This is a genomic window from Herbaspirillum sp. ST 5-3 (genome assembly GCF_004804275.1).
Lineage (GTDB): Bacteria > Pseudomonadota > Gammaproteobacteria > Burkholderiales > Burkholderiaceae_D > Noviherbaspirillum.
Genome location: NZ_STGI01000006.1, coordinates 132,371 through 147,499, shown reverse-complemented (window position 1 = coordinate 147,499; position 15,129 = coordinate 132,371). Strand labels below are relative to the sequence as shown.

Sequence of the window (15,129 nt, the reverse complement as noted above, 5' to 3'; positions counted from 1 at the left end):
CGTGCCAATAGGGCGGAGGCAGATTTATCCTTGCGCAATCAAGGGCTTACGTTTTCCATTGCGGAGAATGGCCGGCGCAGGCCGATTTGGTGCCCGTGCGGACGCGGTTGAAGTACATTTTTTATGTGCACCGCAAGCCGGGAAATCGGCCAATTCCCTTTATATTCAAGGTGCTAGGGCGCTCACACGCAGCATCCGGTTTCTATGCACCGCGCCGCGATCAGCCCTTGAATAGAGCCGGGTACAATCTCCGTTCCGCCTGACATCAAGAGGGAAAGACATGATCCGCTGGGTCGCCGCGATATTCGTCGGTCTGTTTGTGTTCTACCCGCTGCTGCCGGTGATGGGCCGGCTCGGGGTCGGGCGCGTGCCGGGCGATGTTCGTTTTCGCGTGCGCTCGGCGAACTTCTGCCTGCCGTTCGGCTCGACATTGCTGTGGTCGATCGTCGCCTTCGCCATTGCGCAAGTGATCGGCTGAGCAGCCCTTGTCTTCGAGGACGCGCTCCCACATAGACATTCATCTCCCGAATCAAGATGCAGCCCACTCTCGAACAATTGCGCAGCCGTTACGGAACCCGCTACAAATGGCTGGTCCTCCTGACGACCATGATCGGCACCATGGCGTCGATTCTTTCATCGACCATCGTCAACGTCGCCGTTCCCGACCTGAGCAGGCATTTCGTTCTCGGCCAGGAGCGCGCGCAGTGGGTGTCGGCTGGTTTTATGCTGGCTATGACCTTGTCGATGCTGAGCACGCCCTGGTTTCTGCTGCGCTACGGTCTGCGCAGGACCTACACCGCCGCCATTCTCTTGCTGCTGTTCGGCGGAGTGGTCGGCGGATTCAGCCTCAACTATCCGATGCTGCTCGCCATGCGCGTGGCGGAAGGATTGGCCGCGGGCATCATGCAGCCGATTCCCTCCATCGTCATCCTGCGCTCATTCGAAGCGCGCGAGCAGGGCAAGGCAATGGGGATCTTTGGTTTCGGCGTGGTGCTGGCGCCGGCCATCGGCCCGAGCGTGGGCGGCTTCCTGGTCGAACAGTTTGGCTGGCGCTCGATTTTTTTCGCGGTGGTGCCGTTCTGCCTGATCGTGCTCGCGATGTCGCGCCGCCTCCTCGCGGTCAATTCACCGATGATGGGCGACACCCGCGCGCTGGACTGGAAAGGCTTGCTGCTCGCCGGTGTCGGCACCGTCAGCCTGCTGAACGGGCTGGTCAGCTTGCATCAAGGTTTGGGAGAAGCTGCCGCCTTGCTGCTGGTGGCAGCCGCCAGCCTGGTCGGCTTTGTGCTCTATCAGCTCCGCGTGCAAAATGGCCTGATGAACATGACATTGTTCCGCTACCGCCAGTTCGCGATGGGCGCGCTGGTCGCATTCATCTACGGCGCCGGCCTGTTCGGTTCGACCTACCTGGTGCCGGTGTACATGCAAATGGCGCTGCATTACGCGCCTTCCGAGGCCGGGCTGCTTCTGCTGCCGGGCGGGATCGTGCTGGCAGTGACCATCGTTGTTGCCGGCAAGCTGGCGGATCGTTTCCCGCCGAATGTGCTGGTCGCGCTCGGCCTCTGCCTGCTGGCCACGTCCTTCGGCCTGATGGCCGCCGGTTCGCGCGCCACCGGCTATTTCACGCTGATGACTTGGACCATCATCGGCCGCCTCGGCCTGGGCTTTGTCCTGCCGTCGCTCAGTCTGGGATCGATGCGCGGCCTGGAATTCGGCCTGATCGCGCAGGGCGCCAGCACCATCAATTTCATGCGCCAGCTCGGCGGCGCCATCGGTGTCAGCGTCGTCGGAATCCTGCTGGAGTGGCGTCTGGCGGTGCATCAGTCCGCGCCGGACGGCGGCCAGGTGACCGCCTTCAGCGAAACCTTCCTGGTCGTTGCGGCTTTATGTGCATCCGCCGTTATTGCCGCCTGGCGCATGCGCGCAGCCGCGCCCGAAGTGACCGCCCGATAGCGAGTCAACCCGGCCAGCGGCTTCCGGGTTTGCTTTTCGGTCCGACAGTGGTATGTTGGCAATCTGGCTGGACGGCAACATCGTCCTGGCACCAACCTCTTCAGGGCGAACGGATTATCAGGAATGTCATCGCTTCGTAGTTTGACCGCATTGATCGTCGAGCCGCATTCCGGCATGCGCGCGAGCGTTCACAACATGCTCAACCTGTGCGGCATCACGAAGATCGACCACGCCGTGAGCTCCGGCACCGCGATCCGCCCGCTCAAGAACAAGTCCTACGACCTCATCCTGTGCGAATACGATCTCGGCGACGGACAGGACGGTCAGCAATTGCTGGAAGATCTGCGCCACAACAAGCTGATTCCCTTGTGGACCATCTTCATCATCGTTACCGCAGAGCGCTTGTATGAAAAGGTCGTCAGCGCCGCCGAGCTGGCGCCGACCGACTACATCCTGAAGCCGTTTACCGCGGACACGCTGCTCGACCGGATAGCCCGCGCAATCGAAAAACGGACTATCTTCCTGCCCGCCTATCACCTGATGGAGCATGGCAACCTGCGCGAGGCGATCGACATCTGCCGCATGGGTGAAAGCAAGTACCCGAAGTACGCGATTGATTTCATGCGCCTGCGTGCCGAGTTGCACGTCATTCTCGGCGAATCGAAGGAGGCCGAAAAGATTTACCAGGACCTGCTCGCGACCAAGGCCGTCGCATGGGCGCGCCTCGGTCTGGCCAAGACGCTCTTCATGCAGGAAAAATTTGCCGAGGCGGAAAGCCTGCTCGCCTCGCTGGTCGAGGAAAACAGCCGGTACATGGACGCCTATGACTGGCTGGCCAAGACACACGAAGCGATGGATCAATTACCGCAAGCGAAGGAGGTCCTGGCCGGAGCGGTAGCCATCTCACCTCACGCAGTGCGTCGCTTGCGCAGGCTGGGCGACGTTGCGCTCGAGACCGGGGATGTCGAGACGGCGGAGAAGTCCTTCCAGCGCGTCGTAACCAAGGCCAAATACTCCGAATTCCGCGACCCGGAAGACCATGTCCGTCTGGTGCGAACACTGGTCAGGAAAGGCGACACACAGCAGGCGGCAAGCGTCATCCGCGATCTCGAAAAATCCCTTGCCGGCCTTGACAAGACCCCGGCCTGCCGCGCCTTGTCCTCGGCACTGCTTCAAACGGAACTCGGCAATGCCGAGCGCGCACAGGAAGAATTGAGCGTTGCCGTGGCGGCGTGCCGCGACGTCCACGGCATATCCAATGAACTGAAAATGGAGCTTGCGAAGAACTGCCTGGATCATCAGCTCGATGACGGTGCCTCCGAAGTGATGCGCGATGTGATGAGTAACGCCGCCGACGACACTGCCTTTGCCAAGGCAATGGACATTTTCGAGCAGGCGGGGCGCAAGGAGCTGGCGCAGACCGTGGCCAAGGAAAGCCGGCGCCAGGTAGTCGACCTCGTTTCGAGTGGCGCCGAGAAGGCGCGGCAGGGCGATTTCGCCGGCGCGGTCGATCTGATGACGACCGCCGCGCGCCGCCTCCCGGACAATCCGCAAGTCGTCTTCAACGCCGCCGTCGCTGTCCTCAAATATCTCGAAAATGTCGGCTGGGACTCCAAGCTCGCGGCCCAGGTGCGCGGGTACATCCAGTCCGCGCGCCGCCTCGACCCCAACAACCCGCGTCTCGTCCCTTTGGCGGATCTCTATCAAGCCATGCTGAGAAAACATGACATTGCTCCGCTGGGCGGCGTCTGAGGCGCAAGACTGTCGACTTACTCCGCGTCGAACAAATCCCTGACGCGTTCCGGCGGCCGGCCGATGACCGCTCGTCCCCGATACACCACGATCGGACGTTGCAGCAGCTTCGGCGTCGTTGCTATGGCGCTGAGCAATGCCTCGTCGTCGGCCTGTGCTAGCCCGAGAGTGTCGTATTCCTCTTCATTGCTGCGCACAATCTCACGCACGTCGCAGCCCAGTTGCTGCAGCAGGGGCTTGAGTTGCGGGACCGTAGGCGGTGTTTTCAGGTACTCCACGACCTCGACGGGCAGATGCCGGCGCGCGGCGAATTCCTCGACAAGCGCAAGCGTTTCGCGGGACTTTGAGCAACGTGGGTTATGAAAAATCGTTATCATTGTTGGTCGATGGGAACGCGGTTGTAAGTCGTGTGCAATTTTATTACGTACGGAGATCCGTCGCTCGTGATCGTCTCGCGCGCAATCTGAAGGCGAGGCAAGATTGAACCGCAGAGCAACAAATAGGTCTGAATCAATATTCACGTTCCGTCTGACGAAGACGGTCGCCACTTGTTTTTGACTCTGCCGTCCGTCGCTCAAGTGTCAGCAATTCGACCAGTATCCGCCGGACGGCGAAAGTTGTTTAACCGATCTTATGCCTGAACAGAACAAGCCGAAAACGCCATCATCCGATTTACCTCCCATCGACGCACCGGCCGGTAGTGCCGGCCCGAATTACGAGCCGTTCCCCAGGCTGCACACGCACGAATCGCCTTGGGCTCAGACGCAAAGAATTGTCGGTGCCCGCGTGCGCGCCCTGTCCGACAGGATTCTTCGCCGCCTGACACAACGCACGCTGAAAATCGGCGTCTCTGCGCGCATCTTTCATCCAGAAGCGGGGGCCAAGGGCCTGCGCAGCAAAACATTGCAGTATCTCGAAGAATCGATCGCCCAATGGGTGATGTCGCGCGATGTCATGGTATTCATGATCCCGACCGTCAACAACAAAAGCATGTTGCATCCAAGCAATATCCGTCTGCGCGACTACGCCAAGCATCTGGACGGACTGGTTCTGCAGGGAGGTGCTGACGTCTCGCCGCAGACCTATTCCGAAACCGCCACTCGGCCGGAGTGGAGCGGCGATCGCGCCCGCGATATGTATGAACTCGAGCTTCTGCATGAATTCGTGGAAGCCGGCAAGCCAGTACTCGGAATTTGCCGAGGTTGTCAATTAATTAACGTTGCCTTTGGCGGCACGCTGTATCAAGACATCGCATCGGATGTGCCGACCGCAATCAAACACGTGAGCGATCTGTACGACAGCCACTATCATGTCATCCAGTTCCCGAAGGGATCGGTGCTTGGTTCCTTGTTTCCGGCGAAACCCGAAGCCTTGGTGAACTCGATTCACCATCAGGCCGTCAAGGATCTCGGGCGGGATCTCGTGGTCGAGGCGGTCTCCGGACGTGACAACATCGTCGAAGCGGTGCGTTACCGCAAAGCGCGTTTTGTAATGGGATTGCAATGGCATCCCGAATTTCACCGGGGCGGGAGCGCCGAGTTGCTCGACTGCACCCCAATTCTCGACGATTTTCTCGCTGCGGCACGCGAAACGCGTTTTTAGGTCTAAGCATTCGGGCATTTGACGACGCTGCATCAAATGCCTGCCGGGAAGCGTTTTTCGGCGATCCAAGGAAAAAATGCAGTCCAGATGCAATTTCGGGTTGACAAGCAAGGACCTCTCTACTATAGTTTGGGGTTCCCTGCGGAGGGGTGGCCGAGTGGTTAATGGCAGCAGACTGTAAATCTGCCCTCTTACGAGTACGCTGGTTCGAATCCAGCCCCCTCCACCAGCAGTAACGCAGGAAAAAGTGTGCGGCTGAAGAGGTCCCTGCGGGTGTAGCTCAATGGTAGAGCTGAAGCCTTCCAAGCTTATGACGAGGGTTCGATTCCCTTCACCCGCTCCAGTTTTTGGTCGGACGCATTGTTTGATGCGGACGACAGAGATGCCCTTGTAGCTCAGTGGTAGAGCACTCCCTTGGTAAGGGAGAGGCCACGTGTTCAATCCACGTCAAGGGCACCAGTTTCTTGAAATGGCAAGACAGTCAGGCACGTGCCTAGACATTCTCATCAAATCGTTAGGAGTCTAAAATGGCAAAAGGCAAGTTTGAGCGGACGAAGCCGCACGTGAATGTGGGCACGATTGGTCACGTTGACCATGGCAAGACCACGCTGACTGCAGCGATCGCAACCGTGCTGTCGAGCAAGTTCGGCGGCGAAGCGAAGAAATACGACGAAATCGACGCGGCACCGGAAGAAAAGGCGCGCGGCATCACGATCAACACCGCGCACGTCGAATACGAAACTGCCAACCGCCACTACGCGCACGTCGACTGCCCGGGCCACGCCGACTATGTGAAGAACATGATCACCGGCGCCGCACAGATGGACGGTGCGATCCTGGTGTGCTCGGCCGCCGACGGCCCGATGCCGCAAACCCGCGAACACATCCTGCTGGCCCGCCAGGTTGGCGTGCCGTACATCATCGTGTTCCTGAACAAGTGCGACATGGTGGACGACGCCGAGTTGCTCGAGCTGGTCGAAATGGAAGTGCGCGAATTGCTGTCGAAGTACGAATTCCCCGGCGACGATCTGCCGATCATCCGCGGTTCGGCCAAGCTGGCACTCGAAGGCGACAAGGGCGAACTGGGCGAGCAAGCCATCATGAAGCTGGCTGATGCGCTGGACAGCTACATCCCGACACCGGAGCGTGCCATCGACGGCGCCTTCCTGATGCCGGTGGAAGACGTGTTCTCGATCTCTGGCCGCGGTACCGTGGTGACCGGTCGTGTCGAGCGTGGCATCGTCAAGGTCGGCGATGAAATCGAAATCGTCGGCATTCGCGACACCCAGAAGACCACCTGCACGGGCGTGGAAATGTTCCGCAAGCTGCTGGACCAGGGTCAGGCAGGCGACAACGTTGGCGTGCTGCTGCGCGGCACCAAGCGTGAAGACGTCGAGCGTGGCCAGGTGCTGGCCAAGCCGGGTTCGATCACGCCGCACACCCACTTCACGGGCGAGATCTACGTGCTGTCGAAGGAAGAGGGTGGCCGCCACACCCCGTTCTTCAACAACTACCGTCCGCAGTTCTACTTCCGTACCACGGACGTGACGGGCGCGATCGAGCTGCCGAAGGACAAGGAAATGGTAATGCCGGGTGACAACGTTTCGATCACGGTCAAGCTGATCAACCCGATCGCGATGGAAGAAGGCCTGCGCTTCGCAATTCGCGAAGGCGGTCGTACCGTCGGCGCCGGCGTCGTTGCCAAGATCATTGAGTAAGTCATGAGTCGTCGCGCTGCGATCGCCGGGCAATTGTCCGGCATCGCAGCGTTGTCAATTCAGGCAAAGTTTTAAGCGTAGGGGTATAGCTCAACTGGCAGAGCGTCGGTCTCCAAAACCGAAGGTTGGGGGTTCGATTCCCTCTGCCCCTGCCACCTATCAAGGTGCAGGGCACCGAAAGAAACTGGTATGTCTAACCACCCCGTAGAAACCGTCAGCGCTTCAGGCGACAAGATTAAGGTCGCTTTGGCTATTGGTGCAGTGATCGCGGGTGTTGTCGGTTTTTATTTTCTGTCAGATAAGCCTGCCGTAGTACGCGCTGCCGCACTGGTCGTCGGTCTGTTGGTGGCAATCGCCGTTGCATGGACTTCGCAGCCAGGACGTGACTTTCTCGGCTTCGCGAAAGAGTCCGTGCGTGAGGCGAAAAAAGTTGTCTGGCCGACTCGCAAGGAAGCGATGCAGATTACCGCAGTCGTGTTCGGCTTCGTGCTGATCATGGCGCTCTTTCTGTGGGGTACCGACAAGATTCTTGAATTCGTTTTGTACGACCTGATCCTGGGCTGGAAAAAATAATGAGCGAGAACATGCAAGATAGCGCGGCAGCCCAAGCGGGCGGCAACAAGCGCTGGTATGTGGTGCACGCTTACTCCGGCATGGAGAAGAGTGTGCAACGTGCATTGATGGAGCGCATTGAGCGTGCCGGCATGCAGGACAAGTTCGGCAAGATCCTGGTGCCGACCGAAGAAGTTATCGAAGTGAAGAATGGCCAGAAGTCAGTTACCGAACGTCGTTTCTTTCCGGGTTACGTCCTGGTCGAGATGGAAATGACCGATGAAACCTGGCATCTGGTAAAGAACACCAGCAAGGTCACCGGTTTCATTGGAGGCAAATCCAATAAGCCGACGCCTATTCCTCCGCATGAAGTCGACAAGATCTTGCATCAGATGCAAGAAGGCGTCGAGAAGCCGCGGCCCAAGGTCTTGTACGAAGTCGGCGAGCTGGTTCGCATCAAGGACGGTCCTTTCACTGACTTCAACGGCAATGTTGAAGAAGTCAATTACGAGAAATCGCGCGTGCGCGTCTCGGTCACGATTTTTGGCCGCGCCACGCCGGTCGAATTGGAATTCGGGCAGGTCGAAAAAGTTTAACCTGCCATCCTAAAAAGATCTGTGTAGTAAAAACGCCATTTTGGAGCGTCGTCAGCAGAACTGCTTGCGAAATCCGGAAAAGCAGCAAAGAGGAGCTCCAGTAGCTGGCTGAACAGCTAGCGAACAGGCGCTAATACTCAATTAACGTAGGAGCCGTCATGGCAAAGAAAATTATCGGTTTTATCAAGCTGCAAGTGCCGGCTGGTAAAGCAAATCCGTCTCCCCCGATTGGCCCGGCGCTCGGTCAGCGCGGTCTGAACATCATGGAATTCTGCAAGGCATTTAACGCCCAGACGCAAGGCGTCGAGCCGGGCCTGCCGATTCCGGTGGTGATTACCGCTTTTGCGGACAAGTCTTTCACTTTCGTGATGAAGACGCCGCCCGCAACGATCCTGATCAAGAAGGCTGCTGGCATTCAAAAGGGTTCGGCCAAGCCGCATACCGACAAGGTCGGCAAGATCACCCGCAAGCAAGCTGAAGAAATCGCTACGACAAAAATGCCGGATCTCACGGCAGCCGACATGGATGCCGCCGTGCGCACGATCGCCGGCTCTGCTCGCTCCATGGGCATCACGGTGGAGGGTCTGTAATGGCTAAGTTATCCAAGCGTTTGAAGGCGCTGAAGGCAAAAGTTGATCGTACCAAGGCTTACCCGTTCGACAATGCGATTGCCCTGATCAAGGAATGCGCAACTGCCAAGTTCAACGAGTCGATTGACGTCGCAGTGCAACTCGGCGTCGACGCGAAGAAGTCGGATCAAGTTGTTCGCGGTTCCGTCGTGCTGCCTGCAGGCACGGGCAAGACCGTTCGCGTCGCCGTGTTTGCATCCGGCGACAAGGCCGAGGCAGCCAAGGCAGCCGGCGCCGATGTGGTTGGCATGGAAGATCTGGCCGAGCGAATCAAGGCTGGCGACATGCCGTTCGATATCGTGATCGCTTCGCCGGACACCATGCGTATCGTCGGTACGCTCGGTCAGATCCTTGGCCCGCGTGGCATGATGCCGAATCCGAAAGTCGGCACCGTGACGCCGGACGTCGCGACCGCTGTCAAGAACGCCAAGGCCGGTCAGGTCCAATATCGTACGGACAAGGCAGGCATTATTCACGCAACCATTGGTCGCAAGTCGTTCAGCGATGCTGATCTGAAGTCCAACCTGTTGGCGCTGATCGAAGCCCTGAACAAGGCCAAGCCGGCAACAAGCAAAGGTGTATACCTGCGCAAGGTGGCCATCTCCTCGACGATGGGCGCTGGTGTGCGCGTCGACCAGGCAAGCTTGGCTGCGTGATGTATTGAATCAAGTCCTCGTGCCGCCATAGCGCACGAGGCGAATCTTTGGGCTGGACCTCCTTCAGCAGAATTGAAGAGGGTCCGGATTATCAAAGACCGTTGGGCGGCGTGCATGAACGATGTGCACAAAGTTAAACGTTGAACGAGCGATCTTCAGCACCCAACGCAGATGGTGTACCCGAACAAGTTTTGTAGTCTCAACGCTAGTCCGCTGGCACTGAACTCCTAAACTTCGGACGCCGTGTTCGAACCGATGTGAGGCATTCGCCGAACATCATTTTTGGAGGTTGATCTTGAGTCTCAATCTGAATGACAAAAAGGCCGTCGTCGCCGAAGTCTCCGCAAAAGTAGCAACTGCGCAGACGATCGTCGTGGCCGAATACCGTGGCATCCAGGTTGGTCACTTGACGCAACTGCGCGCCAAAGCGCGTTCCCAGGGCGTATACATGCGCGTGTTGAAAAACACGCTGGCACGTCGCGCCGTCGAAGGAACGCCGTTTGCCGGCCTCGCCTCCGAAATGACCGGCCCGTTGATCTACTCGATCTCCGAGGACGCCGTTGCTGCCGCCAAAGTCGTTCATGACTTTGCCAAAGGCAACGACAAGCTGGTTGTTAAGGCAGGCAACTACGCAGGCAAGCAGCTGGATAAAGCCGGCGTTGCTGCGTTGGCAAGCATCCCGAGCCGTGAAGTTCTCATCTCCCAGTTGCTGGGTGTGATGCAGGCTCCGGTTTCCGGCTTTGCCCGTGCTTTGGCTGCTCTCGCAGCGAAGAAGGAAGCCGAAAGCGCCTGATCGCTTTCCGCATCCTTCCGCGTCAGTACCGATCAGATGTAATAACCGAATAAATTTAGGAGTTTCAAATGGCAATTAGCAAAGACGATATCCTTGAAGCAGTAGGTCAGATGTCCGTGATGGAACTGAATGACCTGGTCAAGGCTTTTGAAGAGAAGTTCGGTGTTTCTGCAGCTGCAATGGCAGTTGCTGGCCCGGCAGGCGGCGGCGCTGCTGCTCCGGCTGCTGAAGAGCAGACCGAGTTCACCGTTGTTCTGGCCGAAGTTGGCGCGAACAAGGTTGGTGTGATTAAGGCTGTTCGCGAAATCACCGGCCTGGGCCTGAAGGAAGCCAAGGACCTGGTTGACGGTGCACCGAAGCCCGTCAAGGAAGGCATCGCCAAGGCAGATGCAGAAGCAGCCAAGAAGAAGCTGGAAGAAGCTGGCGCAAAAGCCGAACTCAAGTAATTTCGGCTTGCCAGGGCGAACTGAACATCGCCGGAGTCAAAGCTCGGAACTCTCTCGCAAGAGGGGGTTCGGCTTTGGCTCCTTTGTCGTTTTCGTTTTTTGAAGCGCCTTTTTCCGTGTCAAGCGATGGGATCAGGCAGTACCAGTCTAATTAAGCCCGAAGGGCAGAGACTTGAGGTTTCGCAGAGAGCAAGAGGTGACATCGATGGTCGCCAGCGAGTCCTGAATTCTCAATCCTTCCTGTCACTCACGGAGTGTCCATGCACTACTCATTTACTGAGAAGAAGCGCATTCGCAAGTCGTTCGCGAAACGCGCTAACGTTCACAACGTTCCGTTCCTGCTGGCGACCCAGCTCGAGTCGTACACGAGCTTCCTGCAGGCCGATAAAGCTCCATCGCAACGCAAGAACGAGGGTCTGCAATCGGCCTTCACGTCAATTTTCCCAATCGTATCTCACAATGGTTTCGCACGGCTAGAGTTTCTGTCGTATGTGTTGGGTGATCCGCCATTCGACGTCAAGGAATGCCAACAGCGCGGCTTGACGTTCGCATCGCCCTTGCGCGCAAAAGTGCGTCTGGTCATTCTGGACAAGGAATCGCCGACCAAACCGGTCGTCAAGGAAATGAAAGAGCAGGAAGTCTACATGGGCGAACTCCCGCTCATGACGACGACCGGCTCGTTTGTGATCAACGGCACCGAGCGCGTGATCGTGTCGCAGCTGCACCGTTCACCGGGCGTGTTCTTCGAACACGACCGCGGCAAGACGCATTCGTCCGGCAAACTGTTGTTCTCCGCCCGCATCATTCCGTATCGCGGCTCCTGGCTTGACTTCGAATTCGATCCGAAGGACATCTTGTTCTTCCGTGTCGACCGTCGCCGCAAGATGCCGGTCACGATCCTGCTAAAGGCGATTGGCATGACGCCGGAACAGATCCTGGCGAACTTCTTCGTGTTCGACAATTTCACACTGCGCGCCGACGGCGGCGAGATGGAATTCGTCGCCGAGCGTTTGCGTGGTGAAGTTGCGCGTTTTGACATTGCCGACAAGTCGGGCAAGGTGATTGTCGCCAAAGACAAGCGGATCAACGCCAAACACGTGCGCGAAATCGACGCTGCCGGCATCAAGCATATTTCTGTGCCGGAGGACTACCTGCTTGGCCGTGTGCTGGCGAAGAACATCGTTGACGCCGAAACCGGCGAAGTCATTGCAAGCGCAAACGACGAGTTGACGGAAGAAACCTTGGCGCGCTTGCGCGAAGCGGGCGTGAGCGACATTCAGACCCTGTACACCAACGATCTGGATCAGGGCGCCTATATTTCGCAGACGCTGCGCATGGACGACACGGCCGACCAGATGGCCGCACGTGTTGCCATCTATCGCATGATGCGTCCCGGCGAGCCGCCGACCGAAGAATCCGTTGAGGCATTGTTCAACGGCTTGTTCTACAGCGAAGAGCGCTACGACTTGTCGGCAGTGGGCCGCATGAAGTTCAACCGCCGTATTGGCCGCGACGAGCTGACCGGCGCGATGACTTTGTCGAACGAAGACATCCTCGCTGTCATCAAGATTCTGGTCGAACTGCGCAATGGCCGCGGTGAAGTGGACGATATTGACCATCTGGGCAATCGTCGCGTGCGCTGCGTAGGCGAATTGGCGGAAAATCAATTCCGTGCCGGACTGGTGCGCGTTGAGCGCGCAGTCAAAGAGCGTCTGGGTCAAGCGGAAGCCGACAATTTGATGCCGCATGACCTGATCAATTCCAAGCCGATTTCGGCTGCAATCCGCGAGTTCTTCGGCTCATCGCAGTTGTCGCAGTTCATGGACCAGACCAATCCGCTGTCGGAAATTACCCACAAACGCCGCGTCTCGGCTCTTGGCCCTGGCGGTCTGACTCGTGAGCGTGCCGGCTTCGAGGTGCGCGACGTGCATCCGACCCACTACGGACGTGTGTGCCCGATTGAAACGCCCGAAGGCCCGAACATCGGCCTGATTAATTCGCTGGCATTGTATGCTCGCCTGAACGAATATGGCTTCCTCGAGACACCGTATCGGAAGGTCGACGACAGCGGTGTAACCAACCAGATCGACTACCTGTCCGCCATCGAAGAAGGCCGTTATGTGATCGCTCAGGCGAATGCGACTATCGATGCCGACGGCAAACTGTCCGATGAACTGGTATCCGCACGTCAGGCCGGTGAAACCATCCTGGTGTCACCGGAGCGCGTACAGTACATGGACGTGGCGCCGGGCCAGGTTGTGTCGGTGGCGGCGTCTCTGATTCCGTTCCTCGAGCACGACGACGCGAACCGCGCATTGATGGGTGCCAACATGCAACGTCAAGCGGTTCCCTGCTTGCGTCCGGAGAAGGCATTCGTCGGTACAGGCATTGAGCGCACCGTAGCGGTCGACTCCGGCACAACCGTGCAGGCGCTGCGCGGCGGCGTGGTTGATTATGTCGATGCCGGCCGTATCGTGATCCGCGTTAACGATGATGAAGCAGCCGCCGGCGAAGTCGGTGTGGATATCTACAACCTGATCAAGTACACCCGTTCCAACCAGAATACCAACATCAACCAGCGTCCGATCGTGAAGGTCGGCGATCGTGTTGCCAAGCACGACGTGATCGCGGACGGTGCATCGACCGATCTCGGCGAACTCGCACTCGGCCAGAACATGCTGGTCGCGTTCATGCCGTGGAACGGTTATAACTTCGAGGACTCGATCCTGATTTCGGAGCGCGTGGTTGCGGACGATCGTTACACCTCGATCCACATCGAAGAGTTATCGGTTGTTGCGCGCGACACCAAGCTCGGCGCGGAAGAAATCACCCGCGACATTTCGAACTTGGCAGAAAACCAGCTGGCTCGTCTGGACGAGTCCGGCATCGTCTACATCGGTGCGGAAGTCGAAGCCGGCGACGTGTTGGTCGGCAAGGTGACGCCAAAGGGCGAAACCCAGCTGACGCCGGAAGAGAAGCTGCTGCGTGCGATCTTCGGTGAAAAAGCTTCCGACGTGAAGGACACCTCGTTGCGCGTGCCATCCGGCATGGTCGGTACTGTGATCGACGTGCAAGTGTTCACGCGCGAAGGCATTCCGCGCGACAAGCGTGCGCAACAGATCATCGACGATGAACTGAAACGCTATCGTCTCGACCTGAACGACCAGTTGCGTATCGTGGAAGGCGACGCCTTCCAGCGTCTGGAGAAGATGTTGATCGGCAAGGTCGTCAACGGCGGTCCGAAGAAATTGGCCAAGGGCGTCAAGATCACCAAGGAATACCTGGACGATCTGGACAAGTACCACTGGTTCGACATTCGCCCGGCCGAGGACGATGTTGCTGCAGCGCTCGAAGCGATCAAGGAATCGATTGCCGAGAAGCGCCACCAGTTCGACCTCGCATTCGAAGAGAAACGCAAGAAGCTCACCCAAGGCGATGAACTGCCGCCGGGCGTGCAGAAGATGGTCAAGGTCTACCTCGCCGTAAAGCGTCGCCTGCAGCCTGGCGACAAGATGGCGGGTCGCCACGGCAACAAGGGTGTGGTTTCGCGCATCGTTCCGGTGGAAGACATGCCGTACATGGCAGACGGTACGCCGGCTGACATTGTGTTGAACCCGCTGGGCGTTCCGTCGCGTATGAACGTCGGTCAGGTTCTCGAAGTGCACTTGGGCTGGGCCTCGAAGGGCTTGGGCCTGCGCATCGGTGAAATGCTGAAAGCGCAAGCCAAGGCCGCCGAACTGCGCAAGTTCCTGACCACGATCTACAACGAGTCGGGCAAGCCGGAAGAACTCGACAACTTTACGGATGACGAAATCCTGCAACTTGCGAGCAACCTGAAGCACGGCGTGCCGTTCGCGACACCGGTGTTCGACGGCGCGCACGAGGACGAAATCCATCGCATGCTTGACCTCGCGTATCCGGACGACGTTGCCAAGCAGCTTGGCATGACGCCGTCCAAGAACCAGGTCACGATGTACGACGGCCGCACCGGTGAAGCTTTCGAGCGCCCGGTCACGGTTGGCTACATGCACGTGCTGAAGCTGCACCACTTGGTCGACGACAAGATGCATGCACGTTCCACAGGCCCATACTCGCTCGTTACCCAGCAGCCGCTGGGCGGCAAGGCGCAGTTCGGTGGCCAGCGCTTCGGCGAGATGGAAGTCTGGGCACTGGAAGCCTACGGCGCGTCCTACGTGCTGCAGGAAATGCTGACGGTGAAGTCGGACGACGTGACCGGCCGTACCAAGGTGTACGAGAACCTGGTCAAGGGCGACCATGTCATCGACGCCGGCATGCCGGAGTCCTTCAACGTTCTGGTGAAGGAAATCCGCTCGCTCGGTATCGACATCGATCTGGAACGCGACTAATCGGGAAACCGAAGCTGGCGGCGCGAGTAACCCGCCGCCAGCAATGCAGCACCGAAGCAAAGATA

At 58.4% G+C, this 15,129-nt stretch carries 12 protein-coding genes, 4 tRNA genes and 1 pseudogene; 16 read left to right on the top strand and 1 reads right to left on the bottom strand.

The window, feature by feature from the left end:
* The first annotated feature begins 280 nt into the window (after positions 1 to 280).
* The 3 genes from E6W33_RS13835 to E6W33_RS13825 all read left to right on the top strand — a co-directional run bounded on the left by E6W33_RS13835 (position 281) and on the right by E6W33_RS13825 (position 3,705).
* On the top strand, positions 281 to 478 hold the full coding sequence (locus E6W33_RS13835; protein ID WP_136417894.1) for a DUF2905 family protein: 198 nt from the start codon (positions 281 to 283) through the stop codon (positions 476 to 478).
* Positions 479 to 534: 56 nt separating this feature from the next.
* The gene (locus E6W33_RS13830; protein ID WP_136417893.1) at positions 535 to 1,953 is read left to right on the top strand and encodes a DHA2 family efflux MFS transporter permease subunit; all 1,419 of its coding nucleotides are present in this window, start codon (positions 535 to 537) and stop codon (positions 1,951 to 1,953) included.
* Between the two features lie 123 nt (positions 1,954 to 2,076).
* Complete coding sequence (locus tag E6W33_RS13825) at positions 2,077 to 3,705, top strand: tetratricopeptide repeat-containing response regulator (protein ID WP_136417892.1); 1,629 nt, start codon at positions 2,077 to 2,079, stop codon at positions 3,703 to 3,705.
* A gap of 17 nt (positions 3,706 to 3,722) precedes the next feature.
* Here E6W33_RS13825 and arsC read toward each other — a convergent pair whose 3' ends face one another.
* Positions 3,723 to 4,082, bottom strand: a complete 360-nt coding sequence (gene arsC, locus E6W33_RS13820) for an arsenate reductase (glutaredoxin) (protein WP_136417891.1) — start codon at positions 4,080 to 4,082, stop codon at positions 3,723 to 3,725.
* A 367-nt stretch (positions 4,083 to 4,449) separates the two neighbouring features.
* Here arsC and E6W33_RS13815 point away from each other — a divergent pair.
* From E6W33_RS13815 to rpoB, 13 genes and pseudogenes are all read left to right on the top strand, one after another.
* Positions 4,450 to 5,307, top strand: a pseudogene (locus E6W33_RS13815) (type 1 glutamine amidotransferase); the annotation flags it as partial.
* 143 nt (positions 5,308 to 5,450) lie between these two features.
* Positions 5,451 to 5,536, top strand: a tRNA-Tyr gene (locus tag E6W33_RS13810).
* A gap of 40 nt (positions 5,537 to 5,576) precedes the next feature.
* A tRNA-Gly gene (locus E6W33_RS13805) sits at positions 5,577 to 5,650 on the top strand.
* A gap of 41 nt (positions 5,651 to 5,691) precedes the next feature.
* Positions 5,692 to 5,766, top strand: a tRNA-Thr gene (locus tag E6W33_RS13800).
* 68 nt (positions 5,767 to 5,834) lie between these two features.
* Positions 5,835 to 7,025, top strand: a complete 1,191-nt coding sequence (tuf, locus tag E6W33_RS13795; protein WP_136417879.1) for an elongation factor Tu — start codon at positions 5,835 to 5,837, stop codon at positions 7,023 to 7,025.
* A gap of 79 nt (positions 7,026 to 7,104) precedes the next feature.
* Positions 7,105 to 7,180, top strand: a tRNA-Trp gene (locus E6W33_RS13790).
* Between the two features lie 34 nt (positions 7,181 to 7,214).
* Positions 7,215 to 7,598 (top strand): preprotein translocase subunit SecE, encoded by a 384-nt coding sequence (secE, locus tag E6W33_RS13785; RefSeq protein WP_136417889.1) that lies wholly within the window; start codon positions 7,215 to 7,217, stop codon positions 7,596 to 7,598.
* Positions 7,599 to 7,609: 11 nt separating this feature from the next.
* Positions 7,610 to 8,173 carry a transcription termination/antitermination protein NusG gene (gene nusG, locus E6W33_RS13780; RefSeq protein WP_136418056.1) on the top strand — a complete coding sequence of 188 codons (564 nt, stop codon included), beginning with the start codon at positions 7,610 to 7,612 and terminating at the stop codon, positions 8,171 to 8,173.
* Between the two features lie 158 nt (positions 8,174 to 8,331).
* On the top strand, positions 8,332 to 8,763 hold the full coding sequence (gene rplK, locus E6W33_RS13775) for a 50S ribosomal protein L11 (protein ID WP_040039168.1): 432 nt from the start codon (positions 8,332 to 8,334) through the stop codon (positions 8,761 to 8,763).
* A complete protein-coding gene (gene rplA, locus E6W33_RS13770; protein WP_136417888.1) occupies positions 8,763 to 9,458 on the top strand; it encodes a 50S ribosomal protein L1 in 696 nt (231 codons plus the stop codon). Before rplK ends, rplA begins: the two co-directional genes overlap by 1 nt.
* A gap of 295 nt (positions 9,459 to 9,753) precedes the next feature.
* Positions 9,754 to 10,251 (top strand): 50S ribosomal protein L10, encoded by a 498-nt coding sequence (rplJ, locus tag E6W33_RS13765; protein WP_136417887.1) that lies wholly within the window; start codon positions 9,754 to 9,756, stop codon positions 10,249 to 10,251.
* A 68-nt stretch (positions 10,252 to 10,319) separates the two neighbouring features.
* On the top strand, positions 10,320 to 10,697 hold the full coding sequence (gene rplL / locus E6W33_RS13760; RefSeq protein WP_136417886.1) for a 50S ribosomal protein L7/L12: 378 nt from the start codon (positions 10,320 to 10,322) through the stop codon (positions 10,695 to 10,697).
* 260 nt (positions 10,698 to 10,957) lie between these two features.
* Positions 10,958 to 15,064: a DNA-directed RNA polymerase subunit beta gene (gene rpoB, locus E6W33_RS13755; protein ID WP_136417885.1), complete on the top strand. Its 4,107-nt coding sequence runs from the start codon at positions 10,958 to 10,960 to the stop codon at positions 15,062 to 15,064.
* The last annotated feature ends 65 nt before the right edge of the window (positions 15,065 to 15,129 follow it).